The sequence below is a fragment of the Shewanella sp. GD04112 genome, assembly GCF_029835735.1.
GTDB lineage: Bacteria > Pseudomonadota > Gammaproteobacteria > Enterobacterales > Shewanellaceae > Shewanella.
Genome location: NZ_JAOEAL010000001.1, coordinates 1,623,292 through 1,645,138 on the forward strand (window position 1 = coordinate 1,623,292; position 21,847 = coordinate 1,645,138).

Annotated in this window: 25 protein-coding genes; 5 read left to right on the forward strand and 20 right to left on the reverse strand. The window is 43.7% G+C overall.

Features of this window, described 5'->3' with window-relative positions; genetic code table 11:
• Positions 1-166: 166 nt before the first annotated feature.
• On the reverse strand, positions 167-766 hold the full coding sequence (locus tag N7386_RS07315) for a hypothetical protein (RefSeq protein ID WP_279767745.1): 600 nt from the start codon (positions 764-766) through the stop codon (positions 167-169).
• Between the two features lie 182 nt (positions 767-948).
• Positions 949-1,983 (reverse strand): WYL domain-containing protein, encoded by a 1,035-nt coding sequence (locus tag N7386_RS07320; protein WP_279767747.1) that lies wholly within the window; start codon positions 1,981-1,983, stop codon positions 949-951.
• 161 nt (positions 1,984-2,144) lie between these two features.
• Here N7386_RS07320 and N7386_RS07325 point away from each other — a divergent pair, with 161 nt between their 5' ends.
• A complete protein-coding gene (locus tag N7386_RS07325; protein ID WP_037428262.1) occupies positions 2,145-2,492 on the forward strand; it encodes a hypothetical protein in 348 nt (115 codons plus the stop codon).
• Here N7386_RS07325 and N7386_RS07330 read toward each other — a convergent pair.
• From N7386_RS07330 to N7386_RS07345, 4 genes are all read right to left on the reverse strand, one after another.
• The gene (locus N7386_RS07330) at positions 2,489-3,169 is read right to left on the reverse strand and encodes a Sir2 family NAD-dependent protein deacetylase (RefSeq protein WP_037428263.1); all 681 of its coding nucleotides are present in this window, start codon (positions 3,167-3,169) and stop codon (positions 2,489-2,491) included. The genes N7386_RS07325 and N7386_RS07330 overlap by 4 nt on opposite strands.
• 103 nt (positions 3,170-3,272) lie before the next feature.
• Positions 3,273-3,872 carry a metallophosphoesterase gene (locus N7386_RS07335; protein ID WP_279767750.1) on the reverse strand — a complete coding sequence of 200 codons (600 nt, stop codon included), beginning with the start codon at positions 3,870-3,872 and terminating at the stop codon, positions 3,273-3,275.
• A gap of 8 nt (positions 3,873-3,880) precedes the next feature.
• Positions 3,881-4,294, reverse strand: a complete 414-nt coding sequence (locus tag N7386_RS07340; RefSeq protein WP_069455298.1) for a hypothetical protein — start codon at positions 4,292-4,294, stop codon at positions 3,881-3,883.
• Positions 4,291-4,593 carry a cyclic-phosphate processing receiver domain-containing protein gene (locus tag N7386_RS07345; protein WP_069454913.1) on the reverse strand — a complete coding sequence of 101 codons (303 nt, stop codon included), beginning with the start codon at positions 4,591-4,593 and terminating at the stop codon, positions 4,291-4,293. Before N7386_RS07345 ends, N7386_RS07340 begins: the two co-directional genes overlap by 4 nt.
• 554 nt (positions 4,594-5,147) lie before the next feature.
• Between N7386_RS07345 and rfbB the strand changes: the two genes are divergently transcribed.
• On the forward strand, positions 5,148-6,179 hold the full coding sequence (gene rfbB / locus N7386_RS07350; protein WP_218558454.1) for a dTDP-glucose 4,6-dehydratase: 1,032 nt from the start codon (positions 5,148-5,150) through the stop codon (positions 6,177-6,179).
• A gap of 65 nt (positions 6,180-6,244) precedes the next feature.
• Here rfbB and N7386_RS07355 read toward each other — a convergent pair whose 3' ends face one another.
• From N7386_RS07355 to N7386_RS07375, 5 genes are all read right to left on the reverse strand, one after another.
• Positions 6,245-6,370, reverse strand: a complete 126-nt coding sequence (locus N7386_RS07355; RefSeq protein ID WP_279767755.1) for a hypothetical protein — start codon at positions 6,368-6,370, stop codon at positions 6,245-6,247.
• 2 nt (positions 6,371-6,372) lie between these two features.
• On the reverse strand, positions 6,373-6,774 hold the full coding sequence (locus N7386_RS07360) for a type II toxin-antitoxin system toxin (protein ID WP_069455295.1): 402 nt from the start codon (positions 6,772-6,774) through the stop codon (positions 6,373-6,375).
• Positions 6,767-7,189, reverse strand: coding sequence for a type II toxin-antitoxin system antitoxin (locus N7386_RS07365; RefSeq protein WP_069455294.1), 423 nt, complete (start codon positions 7,187-7,189; stop codon positions 6,767-6,769). Before N7386_RS07365 ends, N7386_RS07360 begins: the two co-directional genes overlap by 8 nt.
• Positions 7,190-7,295: 106 nt before the next feature.
• Positions 7,296-8,063 (reverse strand): HutD family protein, encoded by a 768-nt coding sequence (locus tag N7386_RS07370; RefSeq protein WP_086904479.1) that lies wholly within the window; start codon positions 8,061-8,063, stop codon positions 7,296-7,298.
• Positions 8,064-8,338: 275 nt separating this feature from the next.
• On the reverse strand, positions 8,339-8,791 hold the full coding sequence (locus N7386_RS07375; RefSeq protein WP_164718002.1) for a copper resistance protein NlpE: 453 nt from the start codon (positions 8,789-8,791) through the stop codon (positions 8,339-8,341).
• A 364-nt stretch (positions 8,792-9,155) separates the two neighbouring features.
• Here N7386_RS07375 and N7386_RS07380 point away from each other — a divergent pair, with 364 nt between their 5' ends.
• From N7386_RS07380 to rfbC, 3 genes are all read left to right on the forward strand, one after another.
• The gene (locus tag N7386_RS07380; RefSeq protein WP_126512869.1) at positions 9,156-10,517 is read left to right on the forward strand and encodes a GAF domain-containing sensor histidine kinase; all 1,362 of its coding nucleotides are present in this window, start codon (positions 9,156-9,158) and stop codon (positions 10,515-10,517) included.
• Positions 10,518-10,639: 122 nt separating this feature from the next.
• Positions 10,640-11,530, forward strand: a complete 891-nt coding sequence (gene rfbA, locus N7386_RS07385) for a glucose-1-phosphate thymidylyltransferase RfbA (protein WP_126513293.1) — start codon at positions 10,640-10,642, stop codon at positions 11,528-11,530.
• Positions 11,517-12,053, forward strand: a complete 537-nt coding sequence (gene rfbC, locus N7386_RS07390; RefSeq protein WP_011716460.1) for a dTDP-4-dehydrorhamnose 3,5-epimerase — start codon at positions 11,517-11,519, stop codon at positions 12,051-12,053. The genes rfbA and rfbC overlap by 14 nt, the downstream gene beginning before the upstream one ends.
• Positions 12,054-12,077: 24 nt before the next feature.
• Here the strand turns inward: rfbC and N7386_RS07395 are convergent, their stop codons facing one another.
• The 9 genes from N7386_RS07395 to rcsF all read right to left on the reverse strand — a co-directional run bounded on the left by N7386_RS07395 (position 12,078) and on the right by rcsF (position 21,772).
• Positions 12,078-14,453: a YjbH domain-containing protein gene (locus N7386_RS07395; RefSeq protein ID WP_011716461.1), complete on the reverse strand. Its 2,376-nt coding sequence runs from the start codon at positions 14,451-14,453 to the stop codon at positions 12,078-12,080.
• Positions 14,453-15,241 (reverse strand): capsule biosynthesis GfcC family protein, encoded by a 789-nt coding sequence (locus N7386_RS07400; RefSeq protein ID WP_011716462.1) that lies wholly within the window; start codon positions 15,239-15,241, stop codon positions 14,453-14,455. The genes N7386_RS07395 and N7386_RS07400 overlap by 1 nt, the downstream gene beginning before the upstream one ends.
• 10 nt (positions 15,242-15,251) lie before the next feature.
• The gene (locus N7386_RS07405) at positions 15,252-15,962 is read right to left on the reverse strand and encodes a YjbF family lipoprotein (protein ID WP_011716463.1); all 711 of its coding nucleotides are present in this window, start codon (positions 15,960-15,962) and stop codon (positions 15,252-15,254) included.
• 151 nt (positions 15,963-16,113) lie between these two features.
• Entirely contained in the window at positions 16,114-16,362 is a 249-nt protein-coding gene (locus tag N7386_RS07410; RefSeq protein ID WP_011716464.1) for a hypothetical protein, read from the reverse strand.
• 271 nt (positions 16,363-16,633) lie between these two features.
• Positions 16,634-17,758, reverse strand: a complete 1,125-nt coding sequence (locus tag N7386_RS07415) for a patatin-like phospholipase family protein (RefSeq protein WP_011716465.1) — start codon at positions 17,756-17,758, stop codon at positions 16,634-16,636.
• 263 nt (positions 17,759-18,021) lie between these two features.
• Positions 18,022-19,734, reverse strand: coding sequence for a proline--tRNA ligase (locus N7386_RS07420; protein ID WP_011716466.1), 1,713 nt, complete (start codon positions 19,732-19,734; stop codon positions 18,022-18,024).
• A gap of 198 nt (positions 19,735-19,932) precedes the next feature.
• On the reverse strand, positions 19,933-20,562 hold the full coding sequence (locus N7386_RS07425; RefSeq protein WP_011716467.1) for an acyltransferase: 630 nt from the start codon (positions 20,560-20,562) through the stop codon (positions 19,933-19,935).
• Positions 20,563-21,297 carry a tRNA (N6-threonylcarbamoyladenosine(37)-N6)-methyltransferase TrmO gene (gene tsaA, locus N7386_RS07430; protein WP_011716468.1) on the reverse strand — a complete coding sequence of 245 codons (735 nt, stop codon included), beginning with the start codon at positions 21,295-21,297 and terminating at the stop codon, positions 20,563-20,565.
• Between the two features lie 94 nt (positions 21,298-21,391).
• Positions 21,392-21,772 (reverse strand): Rcs stress response system protein RcsF, encoded by a 381-nt coding sequence (gene rcsF, locus N7386_RS07435; RefSeq protein ID WP_011716469.1) that lies wholly within the window; start codon positions 21,770-21,772, stop codon positions 21,392-21,394.
• Positions 21,773-21,847: the final 75 nt, after the last annotated feature.

The window sequence follows — 21,847 nt, forward strand, 5'->3', positions numbered from 1 at the left end:
TAACACTACAGCACTGTAACGCAGTGATTGTAGTTTTAGCATGATAATAAAGTAATTACTCACTATATAGTCTTTTTGTAATGTATTTCCTGGGCTATGATTGGAGACCATTTCTTCCAGCTGAAGTATGAGCTTGGATGCCGAATAAACAGTAGTTTAATTTCCTTTATTCCTTTATTCCTTTTTTTATCATGATTCTTCTTGGGTAAGATCTTCCCACCTTCTCTGGTAATTTTACAATTTCAAGGGTAAAGTTGTTTCGTTCAGAAAAATCAATTAAAGACTTGATTTTTTCTTTTTCTAATCCGTACACAATAACTTCATTTACATCAAGTAAATCAATTAACTTATTGAATTCGCACCATCCAGAGTAATAATCAGTATATGATGGTCTATGCTTTTTACTTTTTAAAACTCGAGTTACAAGATTGTGATAAGATACAGAATTCCAAAATGATTTTTTTTCTTCATCTGTTGGCTTTCTTTTATCATAAATTGCTCTCTCAATATTCCTTACAAATTTTGAGTTACGCTTGAAATCTAAAGCGTGATTTTTATGAAGAATTCTAAGATTAAGTGGGCTATTTATTTTTTCTATATGTCCAGGCTCTTTCGGATTCCAATCGTATACACTTTCACCAAGAATAAGTATCTTCATCTCCTGTTCGCGGTAAGCATTGCCTACCCATGGAAGTCTGTTAATTGTTCCTAATTTTTCAATTTCAGTATCATAGGAAGTGTCCCAAAAGCAATTATGTTGATTCAAAATTTTTTCCTTATATAGAGCAAATGATGCATGATGTTATTATCGTTCTACATAAATGCCTTTTTAAGAACGGATTTAATAAGTGTAAATATAAAATCAATCAAAGATAAAAGTCTGATTTTTATTTTTAAAGTTATTCAATGAAATGTATGTGGTTAATTTAACTATTTTATCCATAATGCTTACTCGTAGTTTTCAATAGTGGCTCGTAATCGTTTGACTACAAATTGTTTTAGTGAAGTAGGAGATAAACACACGACATCTTGACCAAATTTAAGGATCCAACCGATGAGATCGTATGTTGGGTAACAAGTAAAAGTCACCTTCCACCATGTTTCATCTATCTGTTCAAGCTGTTGGTCTATGGAAAGCTTATTGTGTTTAACAACATCCAGAGCGTAATGTTTAACTTTTAGCTCTACTGTGGTTAATGTGTCTTTTAAGAGCCAGCCTGTTGGATTTTTGGCGTAATACTCATCAAGACTGAAAGATTTGGGTTTGGTAATGCCCAAATACTCCTTTTGAACTGATATTATTTTGTGGAAAAGGAATAGCTGAGGCACCTCTGGCGACTCTTCCTTAGTGGCTACAAGGTAATGGCTTTGCTCTCTAATAATTAAACCTAATGGATTGAGAGTGTAATATTTTATATCATTCACCTCACTCGACTGATAGCCAATAGAGATGACCTTCTCATTAAGTACACTCTCATAGATGATTTTTCGGTATTGCTCGTCAATGTGACGCTCATCGTAGATGATGGGATAATTGTCCGAGACAACCCGAACTTTTTTCATCCAGTTCGCATAGAGGTGTTTTGAAGATAACGCTACATTGGCCTGATTTAACCATGCTTCAAGTTTGTCACTCTGATGTAGCGGTAATACTCTCCGTAGTAGCTGCTCAGACAGCACCAGCATGAATGCTTCTGACGTGGGAAGAATATCGAGCACATTTCGCTTTTTTAAATCTCTGAACCAGCGTCGATATCCTAGGTCATCGTCCTCATATCCTAGGTTTGCCCATTCAGAAAGCATTTTAAGGTCTCGTTGAATTGTCCTCGTTGACAGTTCAAATCCTTCATCTTCCAGTAAAGTATGAATTTCGGACAAGGTCATACCACGAGCAGGGAAAGTGGGAAGGTTATCCAACATAAACAAATTTCTAAAAATTGCACGTTTGCGACGGTGCTCGTTTGCGGGATCATTTTCTTGCATGTAACACCATAACCTAGAAGGGAATTTCGCTATTATTCATGACTAACGGCTATGATATATTGACCAGAGTCATATAATGTCATTCATGGTTCTAGAATTGTTTTAGCCGTTAGATGTCGTATCTCTAAGTAGTATCAATGAACCCCCAATCGGAGCCAGATATGAAATCGGTAACGTGTGTTATCAAAGAGATACTGGATATCTGTCCAACACTTGCCAGTATGAATGGATATATTTTTATTGGTACGTGTAGCCAAGAGCCTCCTTATTCAAATGCAAGTTACCAAAAGTGGCGTTTGGTTGATGGTGATGAGAATGTGCCATTTGAATCAAAAATCGCATTGGATAGGGTCTTTGCATCCATGCTGGATGATTACGGTATTTCCAAGGGGATGCCACATGGATTTTTCAAAATCGAAAAATCCATCATTTCTTTCCAATGGTCATCAAGTGATATCGTGGAAACAATGTTGGCTAAAGTAGGTGGGGAGCGAGTTGGTCGCCATTAATGTTGATTAAGCCAGCGTTTTACTATCAGCGGTACAGCAATAATTGCATCTAAGGGGATGAACTCAAAACCATAAGGTCGTTTGTTGACATGTTTAGAGACTAGAATTTTTTCTGCTCTTCCGCGTGCATATTTTGGAAGATTACATACAGGCTTTACGGTAAGGGAAGTGCCAACAATCAAAACCTTAGATGCTGTTTTAAATAGTTTTTTTACTTCATAAAGATTAGGAACCTGCTCCCCAAATAAAACGACGTGAGGCCTTTCATTATTCTCGAGCGAATAAAGCCTATCGCCGATGCTAAATGAAACATCACTCTCTAAATGCCGAGCCTCAAATAGACTTCCGTGAACGTGATAAACCTGAGTTGAGCCTGCTCGTTCGTGAAGATTATCTACATTACTGGTTACAACACTAACCCGGTATTTTTTTTCAAGTTCGGCAATGGCAATGTGTGCTGGATTAGGGTGTGCTGACAACACTTCCTGTTTGCGGAAATTATAGAAATCGATAACTTTTTCTGGGTACGCTTTTAAGGCCTGAGCAGAAGAAACCTCTTCAACCCGATACTTCAACCACAGTCCATTATCATCAGTAAATGTCGCTAGCTGATCCGCTGATATTCCTGCTCCAGTAAAAACGACAATATGGTTTGGATCAATCTCGGGTTTACTCAAAATAACTTCTCCTAAGATGTCATGATTTTTAATCGCAATGTGGAGTTATATATTGTTTTTTAATGGAACAGTTTTGTACGTACTTCTGAACATTGAGGCGCGCTTAAATACGGATCCAATGATGATTAGGGACTTCACTCTTACTGTTGGCTCCAGGATTTGAAATGCTGCACCCGCGAAATTTGGAGGCGCATTTCTCTGGTTGATGAACGTGACCTGTCAGTAACCATACAAGAGACAAGGTGCCTGATGTAATTGCCGTTGTTAGGTCCCTTGAGTCAAAATCTCTCCCCGATTGCTTCGCGACACTAAGCCCTGAAGGCGGCTCGTGGTGAAGCAGTACATTGCATCGAGAAAATGGTGTGAAGTCAGATGTACCATATGACGCGCTGCCGAATATCACCCCATTGATTGAGGCTATAGCCTGATCTGCGTAGATCCCCTCAATTTCCCTTAACCAGGTTGAATTGAGTTCATCACCTAATTGGTCATGATTGCCCGAGCATACAAAAATAGGACGATTGAACTGTTTTAACCAGCATGAGATAACGGCCACTTGCTCATCGATTGGTGTAGGGCAGTTGTATCGACTATCAATGAAGTCACCTGTTAGACAAACAACGTCAGCTTCGGATGCATTGTCGGTAACCCATAGCATTTGAACTTGGTTGAAATGCAGATCGGAAACATGGAGCAGTTTCATTGTCAGTCCTATTGAATAAAAGGCATATCGGTTGGTGTGAGTAGTGGATCATACAAACATATCGAGCCGTCAATGTGGCTATAGACTTCAGCCGTTACTAACACCGAATAACCTAACTTAATCATTTCGTTAGCCTTCTGTTGATAATGCATCCAAGCGTCGCGATCTCTCTGAAACGTCAAATAGATTTCAACATCAAAATTCTCAAAACAATTATATGCCTCTGCGATGATCCGCAATTCAAAATCTGCTGCGATCATGGGGATGCCAGCATGACTCGAGACAGTTCGACCAACGTGAGCTGGCAGGATTTGCTTGAGCCGACAAATTAGCTTCAGACTATGAAAGGCTGAAAGTTGGCCAAGCAGATGAAATGGATCGCCGGACAATAAAAGTAAAGGTGCAACCGTAGGTACAGTCATTGTGATTTCATTTCAGCTAAGCGGTTGATCTGTTCTACTGCAGCAAGCATTCTTATTCTTGCTGCAGGATTACTCGTATGTACATTAATTTTCGGAGGCTTAAAGCCTGTATCAACAATAGCTTGCTCAATCCAAAGCAGCACATCGTAGCCAGTACCTCTAGCATCATCCCCTAAATCATGGTCTAGGCTAATATCGGTTACCATGCCTTTGGCTAAATAGGAGATAACCTCATCTGGCCATCGAACTTGTAGCCAGCCAGTAGGAGCGACTCGTTCATCATCCAAAAATATTTTCATCTTAAGCAGTTTTCATCGTCCATTCTCATTAATGAACATAGTGTATTCAGCGAGACGACAAGTAATGTCGTTTGTCTATTTCTATTGTTCATAGCCAAGCAGTTTTGCTAACGGGAAGGGTATGCTCAAGCGAGACTATAAAATTTTCGGTGTAAGTGGCCTTCGAGGTCATGTGGATGCCAAGGAGGGTAAGATGTCAATTTGGATCTCATTAGGGCGCAACAGACGCCGGATATATGTCGTAAGAGTGTGAACCATTAACAACTGATCCCCCGTTGTGAAAGGTGAATTATCGACTAACGTAAATGTACTAGCCCAGACCTGCTTCAGAACAATGCCTGAATCGTTAACTCCTTAGGGTGATCTAAGCGTGATGTTTATCGTCAATCAATGGCACAAGCTATTGTGCGCATTCGCCTCAGTGTTCGCTTCGCCCTGCACAGCTTGTATTTCTCTTGCTCCTCATACTTAAAAAGGTCACGTTGCTCTACAGGTAAAGTTGTATACTTTCGGGCCTTTTATTTTTCTAACCTTTCTACTATGGGATAGGCGATATGCGAATACTCATTACCGGTGGTGCAGGGTTTATTGGATCGGCATTAGTGCGAATGCTGATTGAGCAAACGGAGTCAGTGGTGCTCAATTTCGATAAGCTGACCTATGCGAGCCATCCTGAATCTCTGGCGGGTGTTGCTGATAGTGAGCGCTATCATTTTGTGCAGGCAGATATTTGCGATAGGGCAAGGTTAGACCTGGTGTTGCAGCAATTCCAACCCGATCTTGTGATGCATTTAGCGGCCGAAAGCCATGTTGATCGCTCAATTGAAGGACCCGCTGCATTTATCCAAACCAACATTGTGGGCACCTATACGTTGTTAGAAGCTTCGCGCCGATATTGGCAGCAATTAGCGGATACGCGAAAAGGGTTATTTAGATTTCATCATGTTTCTACCGATGAGGTTTTTGGTTCACTGACCGAAACTGGATTGTTTAGTGAAACCTCAGCTTATGATCCGAGCTCGCCTTATTCAGCAAGTAAAGCTTCAGCGGATCATTTGGTTCGTGCTTGGCATCGAACTTATGCTTTACCGATAGTGATGACCAACTGCTCCAATAACTATGGCCCTTTTCAATACCCTGAAAAGCTCATTCCCCTAATGGTCACCAATGCGTTACAGGGTAAACCGTTGCCAATTTATGGTAATGGTCAGCAAGTGCGTGATTGGTTGTATGTGGATGATCACGTTAAGGCGCTCTATTTAGTTGCGACTCAGGGGGAGCTTGGGCAAACCTATAATATTGGTGGTTCCTGTGAGCAAACTAATTTGACGGTTGTGCGGCAAATTTGCGCCTTATTAGAGGAGTTAGTGCCTACTCATCCGCAATCTCTTGCAATGGGTAGTGCGGGTTTTGCTGATTTAATTCAGTATGTTGTTGACCGGCCTGGCCATGATGTACGCTATGCTATTGATGCCAGTAAAATTCAACGTGAATTAGGTTGGAGAGCGCAAGAGTCTTTTGAGTCAGGTCTCAGAAAGACGGTGGAGTGGATTATTAACCAGCAATATCCTATAACGAGCGACTAGTACTCGCGCAAGCTCACCCTAGAACATCACTATGTGGCTCTAGAATCTAGGTACGCCGCAAGCAGCTACAGAATGTCACTACGTGACTTACGGATAACGGAACGGGCTTCGCTCTCACGGTAAGCGAAGAGTTCTGTGAGTGAGCTTGCGAACGTTCCGTCAACCTTCAACGTTTCTTGTTCTGTCAACATCTTCACTCTGCTTTTATCACATCAATAAATTGCTCAAAATCCTCAAGATGATGCTGTACAACATGGACAACGATATCAAGGTTGAGTTCTTGGTAGTCATGTACTGCGATGTTTCGCAGGCCGACCATTTTCTTTAAGTTATCTGCGAGTGGCTGAGTAATAAGGTTATTTTGTGCGAGTAATGTAAAGCTATCACGGCTACTTTGGGGGATGCCTAGTTGTTGTTGGCGGTTAATATGATTGGCTATGTCGATACAGGCTTCGCAGCAGCGTTGTAAATTGAGGATAACGCTATCTTGCAAGGTGAAGTCTTGTTTGAACTGGCTTCCATCACCATAGACTTGTTGGATGCGCTTTATACAGCGTTTGATGGTGGCTATTTTATTGATAATAATGTCATTCAAAGTGACTCCCCCTATGATCTTTGGCTGCGGTGTTGGCCATTACATCATCAATAATTGCCTGTCTTTCGGCTTGTAGATGTTGGTACATTGAGATGGTCTTTACGGCAAAAAGTTCATCATCTTGTTGTGTTCCCCAAAGTTGCTTCCCTTGAGTGACTACCTGTTGGCATAACACTGTGGATGCTGAGCGTAAATCAACCAGATCAACATCTGAGTCCAACGCCGAAGCGAGTTTTTGGGCAAGTTCCCAGCGTGCAATATTGTCTAAAGTGTCAGCGGCGAGTACCGCGATATCGATATCGCTGTTGCGGTGTTGTGTTCCCTGCGAATAAGAGCCAAACAGGTAGATTAATTGCAACTTTGGGATGTTGTCTCGCAGTAACTTTATGATTTTCTTTTCATTTAGTTGTTGCATAGGTCCATTGCACGATTTGATGAATTCGGGGTGAGTATATAGCATATAAGGCGGAGCCAAAAGGACGGACTCAGGTTTTGAAGACGCCACTGTGTGGCTCTATAATCTAGAACTTTTTAGTGCATTCTATAACGATACGCAGTACCTGACATTGTTTATGGTTTAGTAGGGACGGGTTTTCTATATGTGTGTGCTTAAGTATTGGTCGTTCAGCGTCTGAAGAGGTTGCATCGGAAGTTTCAATTTCTTCTAATCGCTGCATTTTTGACGGCTGCGCTTTTAAATTCTGGCCTCGTAGGCATTGCACCATATCATAACGCTTAAGTTGAATAATTTGGCCTTGGTAAACTAAGTTCAGCGGTTCAAGGCACAATAACCACTGTTGCAACTCGTTATTGTGTACATTCGATGTTTGATGAGCATCATCAATATTGCTGGTTTCTATAGACTCTGGGCTTAACGAGCCATACGACTCCGGCCATTCAATATACGCGCGATACTTGCCGCGTTTAGTCATTACATTAAAGTCGATAATTTGCTTATCTAAGAGTTGGCTTTCGATCTGAGTTTCGCCGCTAAAACAAAATGCGGGCTCATTGGGGCGAAGGATTAATTCATTTGCCTCAGCCGCATCATTAGACATCATCTTAAGTTTTACGCCTGCACCTTCTAATATACACAGCTGTCTATCTATGCTGGGAAATTGTGAGAAGGGTCCATCACTCGAAATGGTGGCAATGCTGATCCTAAAATCAAAATTACTGAGGTCAGCATCCTTTGGCGATATTAACAGTTGTTTAGTACTGCCACCGCCATTTTTCCATAGGCTCGATTCGCATTCTTCATAACGGATAATTTGGATATTAGAGTTCACGTGTAGGTTACTCTTTTCAATCTGGGTGGCGCCGACGCGAGAAGATAGGACGCTGACAAGCTTGCTCTAGATCGAGAATCGCAGCGCTCTAACTCTACGGACGCCGCTAGCAGCAATGGAACGTCACTGCGTGGCTCAAGGTTTACGAAATTGCTTATCACCGACGGTAAGCGAATCATTTTTCTTTTACCGTTATCGGTAAGCAGAACGTTCTGTCAACGATTTTACTGTGAGCGAATCGCTTAACTTCTCACTGTCACGCTGCAATGTTCTTTTTACATCCCTTTCTTTTTCAATATATAGTGCTCAGCCAGTTCGCCGCTGATCCTGTTGCCTTCGTTATCTAGCATAAATAGCTGGTTTTCACCGACGAGGTATTTACTGCCATCGGATAAAGTAATTTTTGAGCCCTTGCCATCCCAGTCAAATTTTCCTGCCACTTTAAAGATGGACTCATCTTTACCCAAGTAAATACTTTTCAATTCAAAGCTATTATCCGCTTGTAGCGTGAGTGTGGTTTGGATCCCTTCGCAACTTGCACAGGGGATAACGCCTTCATATACACCGGGCCAATCGAGTGCATTTTGACTGGTATCGCCAAGTGGTAGGTTTGTTTGTGTATCTTGATGTGGCGCAGCGACAGGCTCATTAGTCACTGTCTGAGCCGGTTCACTGCATGCGGTAATCATTAAAGCGAGAAGGGCGAGTGGTATCTGTGAAAGTTTCATATTCATGTTAATCGTTTGATTTATTGACTGTCATGTGATGATAACCGCCATCATTACGGGTTCCAACCTTATTTATGTCTGGTGTTTCTTTCAGTGTCTTAATGTTAAAGGCAGACTTTATGTGTTTGAACTTCATTACGAGTTCAACAAACAATGTGCTTAGTGTTGGATGATTCTTTATCGGTGTGTTTAGGCAAAGCTGCACTAGGCATTGAGCTGCAAAACCAATTGTAACTAGCGACTGCATCTCAACTAGTGTGTTTGCAGATTGAATCTATACTAAAGTGAATCACTTAAGCTTAGATCACCAAGTTCATCGCCTCATTTTTAAGTCAGGCGGTACCACGCGGGGTAAATCTGCATTATGACACGTATGTTAGACAGGATTTTATTCGATGTAAGCCGTTCATCCATTATTGATGGTGGCGATCTTATTGAGGCCTCACAACTTATCGTGTCATCTGTGTGCCAAGGGTTAAAAATCACCCGTGCTGGCATTTGGTTATGGAGTGAAGATCACCAAAGCATGCATTGCTTTTACTTGCTCGATAATATGCACAGGCAAGAGGCGTTGATATTAACTCGGCGGGATTATCCACATTACTTCAGTCTATTAGATAATGAGCGCGCTATTGTCGCGAATTATGCGCAAACAGATGGGGCGACCCATGAGTTCGTTAGTGCCTACTTAGTCCCTAATCGTATTAGTTCTCTGTTAGACAGTCCTATACGTCATCGCGGAAAAATGGTCGGTATTATCTGCTCCGAGCATCAAGGTGTACCTAGAGAATGGACGCGTGATGAAAGGACCTTTGCTTCTGCTTTGGCCGACTTATTCGGCAGAGCCATGAGTGCAAAGGAAATTTTGGATTATCAAAATCAATTAAAGGCCATTAATGCGGATCTCGAGGCTCAGGTTGAACAGCGAACGCAAGAACTTGAAACCGCATTATCGGATTTACGCTCAATACAACACCATTTAGTTGAAAACGAAAAAATGGCTGCCTTAGGGAGTTTGGTCGCAGGGGTCGCGCATGAGGTCAATACGCCTCTAGGGATTGCCGTGACATCCGTAACCCATTGTTTAGATGAAGTGGCATTGCTTAAAACGGCATTTGAACAAAATGAGCTCGACGAGGAGAAATTTTTATCCTTTATTAATACCATGCAGGATGGTCTCGGGTTGATTGAGCGTAATCTTTCGCGAGCCGCGGAGTTAGTCCATAACTTTAAGCGCACCGCCGCAGACCAATCTGTGCTCGAGCGTGAGCGGTTTAATTTAAATACCTACATTTTTCAAATTTTCAGCTCATTAAGGCCGTTAATGCGTAAGAAGAATATTGCCTTAAATGTGGAGTTGGATGATGACATCTATATCGAATCTTACCCCGGTGCCATCGCACAGATTTTCACTAATCTAGTGGCTAATAGCTTTCGCCATGGATTTCCTGAGAGTTTTACAGGTGATAAAAGCATCACTATTCGAGTACAAAAACAAGATTCGAATATTTGTATGCAGTATCAAGATAATGGGGTAGGGATGACCGATGAGGTTAAACTGAAAGCCTTCGAGCCTTTTTTCACTACCGCACGTAAAGACGGCGGCACTGGTTTAGGCATGTCGATTATCTATAATCTGGTGACACAAAAACTACATGGCACGATTATGCTGACTTCATCTCCATATCTAGGCGTGAAGGTCGAAATACAGATCCCTGAGAAATGACCTATGTACATTGCTTAGGGCGACAATGTGGCCTTGTTGCAGACCTCGCACCATTCAGCTTTATCGGCATTTATATGCTACAATCCTCCCTTCACTTTGACTCACTAATCCTTGATATATCAATGAGAAAAGGCATTTTATTAGCGGGCGGAACCGGTTCTCGCCTTTATCCTATGACACAGGTTGTCTGTAAGCAGTTATTGCCTATTTACGATAAGCCAATGATTTATTATCCACTTGTTACCTTAATGCAGGCTGGCATAAAAGAGATCCTGATTATCTGCACTCGCGCTGATTTGCCGCTTTTTCAGGCATTACTTGGTGATGGCCATCGTTGGGGGATTCAGCTTGAATATGCGGTTCAGCCTTCCCCAAAGGGATTAGCCGAAGCACTTATTATTGGTGAAGCTTTTTTGGCGGGAGAGGCCTGTGCGTTAATTCTGGGCGATAACTTATTTTATGGGCAGCAACTGAGCACAAACTTGCATAGAGCTTCTCTACTCGAAGTGGGTTCAACCGTTTTTGGCTACCATGTGGCTAATCCGAATGCCTACGGCGTTGTCGAATTTGATACGAGCGGAAAAGCGATTTCAATCGAAGAGAAACCCCAAGTTGCACGTTCTTCCTATGCTATTCCTGGATTGTATTTCTTTGATAATCGGGCTAGTGAGTGGGCTAAAAAAGTGATGCCTTCGGCGCGGGGCGAGTTGGATATCGTTGATCTAATCAATCAATATCTTCTGCTGGGGGAATTGCAGGTAGAAATAATGGGGCGGGGCACTGCTTGGCTCGATACGGGAACGCCGGATGCGATGGCTGAAGCAACACAATTTATTGCTGCCATAGAGAAACGCCAAGGGTTGAAAGTGAACTGCCCTGAAGAGGTTGCTTTTCATTCTGGTTGGATAGATGCTGCGCAGCTTACCGCTTTAGCACAACCTTTGCTTAAAAGCGGTTATGGTGAGTATCTTTTGGGCTTATTAAATAAGCAGGTGTTCAATGAAGTGCATTGAAACCGAGCTTGCAGAAGTATTGGTGTTCGAACCTCAAGTTTTTGGTGATGAACGCGGTTTTTTTATGGAAACCTTTAGACAATCGTTTTTCTCCGAGTGTTTGAAAAGTAGAGGATTAAAGGTGCAGGAGTTAGTCCAAGATAACTTTAGCCGATCACAACAACACGTATTACGTGGCTTGCACTACCAACGTGAGCATCCGCAGGGAAAGTTAGTTCGCGTGTGTGCTGGCAGTATTTTTGATGTCGCTGTGGATATTCGCCCGCAATCTAAAACCTATGGTAAATGGGTAGGGCGTGTGCTCTCTGCTGATAACCATTTGCAAATGTGGATCCCGCCTAGCTTTGCTCATGGATTTTATGTGTTGAGTGAATATGCCGATGTGCTTTATCGCTGCACTGATTATTACGCGCCAGATGATGAATATGTGCTGGCATGGAATAGTGCCGAGTTTGCGATTGACTGGCCGCTGCTAAATGAAACGCCGATTCTGTCTGAAAGGGATGCTGCCGCTAGCGCCTAAGGTACTAGCGGCATTTTGTTTGCGTTATTTGACAGACTCACTTGTGATGCTTGCGCGTGTGAACCAAGGATCTCTAGCATCCATTACATCATATAGACTGTACTTGCGCCCTAATGTTTGACCACCATCGCGTGTCAGTGGCATCCAACTGATTGTCGCCCGGCTATGGGTTGATTTAATGGTCATCAAGTCAAATGGAATCGACACGTAGAAGCCTTTAGTAAAACTGCCCTCACCATACTCCTCTGATGAAAGATTAGTCTTAGTGGCGAAAGCGCCAACAATCACCCCACTATCGAATTGTTTTGAGAAATCAACTGTTACTCCTTTATCCTCGGCCAAATACTGGCCGGCACTGATTCTCAGTAAAGTATTGGGGAACCAGTCAGGTTGATAATAGATTGATGCGTGTCCTGTTACCGTACCCGTTTGCACTCGATAGGGGCGGTTAGTGAGTGAGTCAAATTGATGCTCATCTTCAAAGAAGCCTAGCATGCTGTCTGGATCGCGCTGCTTAACATAATTCACATCAACCCCAAAAGCCCATTGGCTGTTAAGTGGTCGATAGAGAACCTCTGTGCCCACACCACCATACATCATTTCTAAATAGCCGCCGTAGGCTTGGAAAGAAATGTTATCGGTTAAATTATCCATCCAGGTTAGTTGCAGGTTATTCACTCGTACAGGATTATCATGAATATATTGACGAACCAGGGTGCGAACACGTTTTAAGTCAGTGCCATCGGGTGGAACTTCGTATAAAAACTTATCAAAGTTATCGTAGAGGTTAAGATAAAGAGAGCTTGAAAACTCAAAGTTATCGGTAAATCGGTAACTTGCACTGCCAGTCATTCCAATACTAAACATATAAAACCCTTCGGAACCGCCGAAGGATTGGGACATGGTAGGCGAAACATCAAAACTAAGCTTATCTAGCCAATCTTTATCAGTATTATTGACTAGTTGTCCCTGAGGTAAGCTTGGAATACTCACAACACTAGCATCAGTGACTTTGGCATTGAGATAGCCATAACTTGCGACTTTGGCAAACTTCTGAGCATCAATACGGGTTTCCGTTATTGGTTGGCTATAACGAGTCTCAATTAGTCGATACTCTTTAATAAAGTTGGCATCAGTATTGTTGGCTAGAATGGTGGCAGCTCTTTTATGCGCTTCATTTCTATCGCGGAATTTTGTCTGTTCACCTACAACGGTAATACTGTCATTATCAAGGTAAATTTTGGCGTTTGCGTAACCAGCAATAGTTTGTAAATCCTGAGCAATTTTATTCCAATCCACCAGGGGATTCGCAGCAGTCTGACTGGATGCATTTACAAGCTCTAGATTTGCTACTTCATCATTTTGCACTTCTGATTTATGCGTTGAAGTTTCTGTACTCACAGTCGCTTGTTCGGCTCTTAGTGTGTTTACTTGAGCAGAGGATTCTGTTTGCGTAAGGGTTAATGGCGCGGCAGGAAGTGGCTTATATTTAGCTGCCTTTGGATCTCGTTTAATCTGTGACAAGGTATTAAAATTGGTCTGCAGACTAAAGCCAAGTGTCCAAGTATTGCCACGCTCATAACTTAAATGTAGATCGCCCCAGTCTCCAAAACGATAGAGCATTCCATAGTTAAACTTGCTGTCCTGAGGCATATCTATACCACCACGAACAACGGGAAAGTCTGATTGATAGTCGTTACCATCGTATTCGACTTTCAAACGTAAAGGTTCCCAAGGAGTCTGATATTCAACGCCACCAAAGAGGGATGCGCAGCCCTTAAACCAACGCTGGTAATCAACAGTGCCACCTTTACCCCCATAAGAAGTATCTCTATCACAGTTGTAATTAAGATCTTTTTTATCGGAAGTGAGATTACCGCTATTGCCGATATAGCCCCAACCTATACCTAGAGTAAAATCGAGTGGACCGACGCGCTTTGTCGCAGCAACAAATTCACCATCAAATAAACCAGTGCCACCAAAGTCCCTCACCCCAATAGAGGTTTCAGGCAGCCAGTTACTTTCTTCGAGTAGACGAACTTTAAAGTCTATGCCTTTATCCGTGTATTTAGTATTACCACTAAAGTTGGGGTCGCTACTGTAAAGCAGGTCTTGTACTAGGGTGTAGCGTATTGTTGTTTCAAACCAAGGGAAGAGCTGCACTGAAGCGCTAAAATGCTGATAGTCATCGTTGTAAGTCGTGGCAAAGTTAAATTCACCTTCAGGCGTCATACGGCCTGTTGGCATTTGCATTAAACCTACACCACCAAAGTCAGACTGTGAAGGCAACGATGTTGGGTAAGAAAATTCATCGGCGCTAACGTGTAATAATGGTAGCAGTGCTAAAGATAGCGCTGATAAACGCCCGAAAGAGGGAAAAGTGGGAGTCGAGTTTTTCATTACAGAGCCCGATTTTTGAGTAATTCAATGATGTTGTTGTTTAATGTGGAATAGTCATCAAAAAGGCCTGAAAACTCAACGAAGAGTGTGGCGCCTGGAGCTATATCCTGGGCCTGATGATTCCAATAGGCAATGGGTTGTCGAATAGCGTTACCATCGGGTTGGATAATCCAAACAAAGCTATTTTCAGCATTTTCCAATAAACCAGCCTGTTGAAGATATTCTCTGCTACTTGTTTGAGATTGCCACGCTTGCTCACCAGTTTGTGATACTGCACCAACCACTGTCACTGTGCTTGGGCGTGGAGGCAACACTAATAAAAATTGACCATCAATTATGGGATTGTAGGCATCGGTAATACGAATTAAATCGAGATCTAATGGCTGATTAACTCTTTGTCCAAGTTTTATATTACGCAGAAATTGTGCAAACTTGGAGAGCTTAGCAATATACTGACTATTGTTGTCTGCCTGCTGGCCCATATTGGCTAATTTTTGTAACACTTGCTGACGAGTCGTTTCCAGTGCCGCTGTATTGTGAATGTCCAGTAGAGCTGCACCTAACCAGTAAATCGGTATTTCTTCGCTTTTAGCACTCTGATTATAAAGGGGGAGTTGTGCTAAACCATCTTGTACAGCTTGGCCAACTCGGATTGTCGTGGGATAGGTTATTTGTACCAGCGGCTCTTTAGTCGAAGATATACTGACATAAAGTTGGATATTTGCTTGGGCTGTTGATAAAGACAAGGTACTGAGCAGTAAAGCCACAGGTGTTATATAGGATCTCATTATGGCTCCACTATGCCGCAAAAGGCTTTAGTAATGTGATGTCAATAAATGGCAGATTAGGTGCAATCTTTTGACGACTCTTAAGGACGTTACCATTTTGTGGATCTAGCCAAAAATCATTTTGGTATTGGATATTGAGGGTATCCACAGAGACATATTCACTAAAATGTAGGGCTTGCGTAGGAAAGCCATTGATTAGAATATTCTCTTCGGCAATCAATTTAAATTCTGACTTTGCTTTGTAGCCATAATGATAACCGGGTTGCCAGTCCAGTGTACGAGTCCAGAATTTGGGTGTATTGCTTAAGTGCAAACCTAGTAGCAAAGGGTCCGGGTCATCACTTTCAACCGCACTTAAATTACCAGTGAGTAGATTGTGGGTTTTGACTAAGCGGCCGTTTACCGTAACTAACATACCTTTATCCGCAGATAACCATTTAAGCTCTAGTGCTTCAGGTACCTTTTTTACTGCAGATAGACTAGTTTTAGGTTCAGCAAAAGCTAGCACCACAAATGCCTGAGGTGTATCTTCAATTTTTACATAGATGCTGGCATAGGGATTTGCAGATATTTGCTCAGGGGGGAGAACAACATCCTCACTTCCTAAAAAGGCGAGTTTGGCGGTTTCGTTCAGAGCATTAATTCGTTGGCTACAGCCCGAGAGCCCTGCAATTATTGCCGAAATGGCAAAAAAGGGGAGGAGTTTTTTATATACACGCATCCGAGTTGCTTATTCTCAATAATGATAGATAACCAATGTAAATATATGGCGAGATGATTTCAAGTTTTCACTATTTTGATTAGGAAATTTAAATACCCTAAAAAAAACAACCGCCAGAAGGCGGTTATTAGCGATATGTACTAACTAATGATTAGTTAGATGACACTGATGTAGAGTTGCTGTTAGATGTTGTGACAGGGTTGCCATCTGAACCATTTGCAGCAACTAACGCTCCTGTTACAACTGCCCCTGCTGCGATACTACCCGCAACAATAGTACCAGTAGCGCCGCCACTCGTAGTACCACCAGTAGTCGTTCCACCAGTCGTTGGGTTAGCATTAGCAGCAACTGAACCTAACATTGAAATAGCAGCAATAAGTGCTAATGAAGTTTTTTTCATCGTGATTCCCTTTTAGAAAAAATTAACCTAATTTTTAGCTAATCTAGTACAGCATGATAGGCGATTCAACTTAAATGATCAATGTTAAATCTGTTTCGCTATTCAAACTTTAGACTGATTTGCTGCCGATTCGCCTTCAAATAATCCTTAATTTAGAATGGGTTTGCCACATTCACGGGATAACTCTTAGGCTACTCCTATTTTATACCACGCAGAAGGTGGTGCTTCAAATCGATTTATTTGGCCGTTTGTAACAAGTCTTAAGCCATCCTCATGTCAGATTAAAAAATGCTTTTATTTCATCCATTTGAGCCATACCGTCTTTATAGCCTAATTCGATCAAGGCGCTGGTGTAGGACTTTTCAAACAAAAGATAGGACACAATACTTGAGTCTGACTGCCTGTCGATACCGATAAAGCCCAGTAAGGTTTTAATCGCCCAAGGCATATCATCATAGAAACGGGCGGCGATTTTACTTAAGTCTTCACTGGGTTTTATCACTAGGGTCTGTATGGGATGTAATGACAGTTGAGTACGGCTCTCTTCGGGAATAAGCGACAGCGTGTGATTAATCCGCTCTAGGCGCTCAAGATCGCTATTTAAGGTATCGGAAAAGATAGTATCCAGCAGATGACCAGCAATGGTCGCTGTCTTCGGGTGATATTCTAGCTCCATAGGAAAATGCTTATGGGGACTGTCTAGGTTGATTACTAATAGCTTATTGGCGCCTAAATGAATTGGGCTTGAGAGCGGCGCGAGTTGGTGGACTGAGCCATCACCATAATAAGCTTGATTGAGTTTAATCGACGGAAACACCATAGGGATCGCCGAGCTTGCCAAAAGATGTTCGGTATTTAACATCCGTCTCTCACCGCTGCGCCTAGCGCGAGTCCAGTTTTCAATATCCCTGGCCGCTTGAAAAAACGTCACCGAGCGCGAGTTGTTATAGCACGAGGTATCGACACTGAGCGCCGTCAATGCACCGTTGCGGATATTGCGATCGATTCTCTTAAAATCGATAAGTTCATTCAGTAAATGCCGTAAAGGCTCGTTATCGAGTAGGCTACCCGCGTCGGTATTCACCTTATCATCTTGCAGGCCCTTGAGCGCCATCTTGGCTAAATGACTTAACACGCCTGGGATGGAGGCGCGATATACCTTTCTCGTTTCAAAATGGCGCCAAACCCACTCTAGTTTTTTGACGCCTAAATGAAAGCAGGAGGCGTGGGTGGCGATGGAGGTGCCATTAATGGCGCCCGCAGAGGTGCCACAAATGATTTTAAAGGGCACGCCATGGTTGCGCGGATAAAGCTGGACCAGTGCTTTTAACACTCCCACTTGATAGGCGGCCCGAGCGCCACCGCCACCGAGAACTAATGCTGTTGATGTTGGCAATCTTATGACTCAACGACTTGTTATTATGATTTTATTAAAGCAATGCCTTATCTAAAAAAGCAAGTCTGAGCTGTTATCTCAATGACATTTCTTTAGTTTGTCTTGAGTGGGCTCGTAGAAGGCAATCTGTTTTTGGGGCGGGAATAAAAAACGCACTTGAGGGAGACTCAAGTGCGTTTGCATTTATATCGCGAGAATCTTATTTAAGCATCTGCTCAAACGGACTGTGTCGGCGCACTAAGTTCGGCGCAGTAAGCCTTCGCTTAAGCTTGCAGATTTTTTAAGAAATCGACGATTTGGTCGAATGGCACATCTTGCTTTTCACCGGTGCGGCGGTTTTTGTATTCAAATACGCCAGCGTCGATATTGCGATCGCCAATCACCACAGTGTGTGGAATACCAATCAGTTCCATATCGGCGAACATGACGCCTGGGCGCTCTTTACGGTCATCCAATAGCACATCGATACCCACAGCACTTAAGTCTTTGTATAACTGCTCGGCGATATCGGTCACGCGGTGTGATTTGTGCATATTCATTGGCAGAATGCCTACACTGAATGGGGCAATGGCTTCTGGCCATACAATGCCGCGATCATCGAAGTTTTGCTCAATGGCTGCCGCCACGATACGGCTCACGCCCACACCGTAACAACCCATCAGCAGCACTTGTGATTTACCGTTCTCATCGAGAACAGTCGCATTCATCGATTTAGAATAGTTAGTACCGAGTTGGAAGATATGACCCACTTCGATACCACGCGCCATCGCGTAAGTACCTAAACCATCAGGTGTTGGCTCGCCTTCAACCACGTTACGGATATCGGCTGCTTGTGCCAGAGGCAGATCGCGCTCCCAGTTGATGCCAAAGTAGTGTTTGTCATCAAGGTTTGCGCCGGCGGCGAAGTCGCTCATTACGCTAACGCTGTGGTCGATGATGACAGGCATATTCAGGCCGACAGGACCTAATGAGCCAGGACCTGCGCCAATGGCATCACGGATCAGGGCTTCTGGGGCAAATTCTAATGGTGATGCCACTAAATCTAGCTTGTCTGCCTTGATTTCGTTCAGCTCGTGGTCGCCACGTACAATCAGCGCTACCAGCGGTGCTTCTTCCGTCGCACCTTTCACAATCAAGGTTTTCACTGTCTTAGTGATATCCAAACCGAATTGCTCAACTAACTCGGCAATGGTTTTCGCATTTGGGGTATCGACTAAACGTAATGCTTCTGTTGCCGCGCCACGCGCTTCGGTTGGCATTGGCGATTCGGCTTTCTCGATGTTAGCGGCATAGTCGCTGCCAGTAGAGTAGGCGATTAAGTCTTCACCGCTTTGCGCCAATACATGGAACTCGTGTGACATGCTGCCACCGATAGAACCTGTGTCCGCTAAAACAGGGCGGAAGGCTAAGCCCATGCGCGACAGAATGTTGCTATAGGCTTGATACATGGCCTCATAGGTTTCATTCATGGTATCCACGTCAAGATGGAAAGAATACGCATCTTTCATCAGGAATTCGCGCGAACGCATCACCCCGAAACGTGGGCGGACTTCGTCACGGAATTTGGTCTGGATTTGGTAAAGATTCAGCGGTAATTGCTTGTAAGAGCTGACTTCTTTACGGATTAAGTCGGTGATCACTTCTTCGTGGGTTGGCCCCAGCACGAAGTCACGGTTATGACGGTCTTTAAAACGCAGTAGTTCAGGACCAAATTTGTCCCAGCGACCCGTTTCTACCCATAAATCAGCCGGTTGCACCATAGGCATTAGGATTTCAATCGCGCCCGCTTTGTTCATTTCTTCACGAACAATGGCTTCGACTTTACGCAATACACGCAGGCCCGTGGGCAGATAGCTGTATAGACCTGAAGCGTTACGGCGGATCATACCCGCACGTAGCATTAACTGATGGCTGATGACTTCTGCATTCGCAGGTGTTTCTTTTTGAGTAGAAAGTAGGTATTTGCTAACGCGCATTACCGATGTCCAAATTTGAGTTGAATGGGCGCCATTTTATCACCTGCTTTGATGATGTCACCTATGGATTTAGGTTAAATTCAACTAGCTGGGAGACAAATAGCATTTTTGATGCTGGATAACCGATAAAGCAAAGATAAGCGCTGCGCCGTTAGGGTGCGACTTCGTCATTGCTCGTATCTAGATTCTCGTCGCTGCTTACTTATTTCGCCGATCGCCAATCACCCGTGCAGGATTACCGGCGACGATAGCCCATGCGGGGACATCTTTGGTGACAATACAGCCCATGCCAATCACCGCATGGTCGCCAATGGTGACACCATCAACTATCCCGGCCTGTGCGCCAATCCAAACATCTTTACCTATCACGACGCCTTTAGAGTGGGAGGCTTGTTGATAAATGGGCGTATCGGGCGCCATGCCATGATTAAAGGCATAGATAGTGACATGATTAGCAATGCGAGTTTGGGAGCCAATTTGAATCCCCACTCGACCGCCATCGAAGGAGCAGCCATGATTGATGGCGACTTCGTTACCAAGGGTAATAGGGCCATGTAAAAAACATTCGGCGGCAATCATGCAATGATTACCTATCTTGATATCGCGATTGGGCTCAGCAAATAATTGTGCCTCGGGGGCGATAAAACAGTTATCACCAATGGTGACGGTTTCGAGGGCGCAAAGGTTGGTTTGAATTTCATCCTGCCAAGGTTTAGCCCAGACTAAGTGTTTTTCTTTGAGTGAAAAATACAGCCAGGGCATCCAAGACAGACGCTTTTTGTGTTGGCTCTGATAATCAGGCAATGCGGTTGTGTTTAGCGTCTGCATTTAGCCACATTTCCCCGGTTTGAGTTCGAGCACTTGAATATATTCCCGATCATCCTCATCAACCGCCATCCGCCAAAAGATATCTAAGTCATACAAAGCCACTTGATATAGCTTGGGATCATCCTTGGCTTTTTTATAGGCAGGGCGAGGGTCTTGTCCGAGTACGCCGCGGATAAGTTCGGCCAAATCAGTATAAGCGTCCTGTTTGCTATAGGCGTTAATCTGCGTTGCCGCGAGCTCGGAAAAAACCACGCTAATCAGCTTAGGCGCTTCTTGAGCGATACCGCCGACGGCACCTTCAATCGAATCTGAGAAGGGAATATAGGGCTTTATATCGATAATCGGCGTGCCATCGACAAGATCCATGCCTGAAATCTCCAGGCATACTTTGCCTTTACGTTGCACCACTCGGTGGAGTTTTACCACGGATTGGCCAATGCCGTTTGGGCGAAAAGTCGAGCGGGTTGCGAATACACCGAGTTTTTCATTACCGCCTAAACGCGGTGGGCGTACGGTGGTTTTCCAGCCTTGGGCGAGATTTTCATGGAAACAAAACAGCAGCCAAAGGTGGGAATATTGCTCGATGCCACGCACGGCGTCGAGATGATTGATATGGCCTTCCAGCTCAACATAACCGCGTGCTTCCACCAAACCAGGTTGCCTTGGAATGCCAAATTTTTGTTTGTAGGGGGTACGGCAGGTGGCCACAGCGGTAATTTGGTTGGTAAATGTCATGCAAAAAATACCTAAAGCAAGGACAACAACCCAAACGCCGATGGTCTAGGTTGCTAAGTACATCAATATTGGCGTGCAGTATACACGCTTTGAACTAGTCGGCAGAGGTCATTTTGATGGCTTGGCCAACGCAGAGGGCGCGGCTGACGCAGCCTTGGGCTGCTTCTTCCATCATCACGCATTGTTTGATGATGATGCCATTGGCGCCTTTATCGGCCGCCGCGCGGCGGGCTTCGGTTCTTGCTTCACTTAAGGAAGCGGGCACTGCATTCACATCGGCTTGGCATGATTCGCCCTGTACCAAACCTTTTAATTCGTAATGACCTTTAGGCAAACTATCGCCCTCAAACAGCGTGACATCGCCCGCCTTGAAGTAGTCATTAATCGCCTCGCCGTCCAAATTGCTGTTAAAACTGTAATCGCTGGCACAGGCGCTAAGCATTAGCACTAATGCACTTGAGAGGATGATTTTCATGGTTTGACCTGAGAGTAAGGGTAAATAAGCGCAGTCCAACGGACTGCGCGTTATCGAGCGATTTATCTGAGCAAA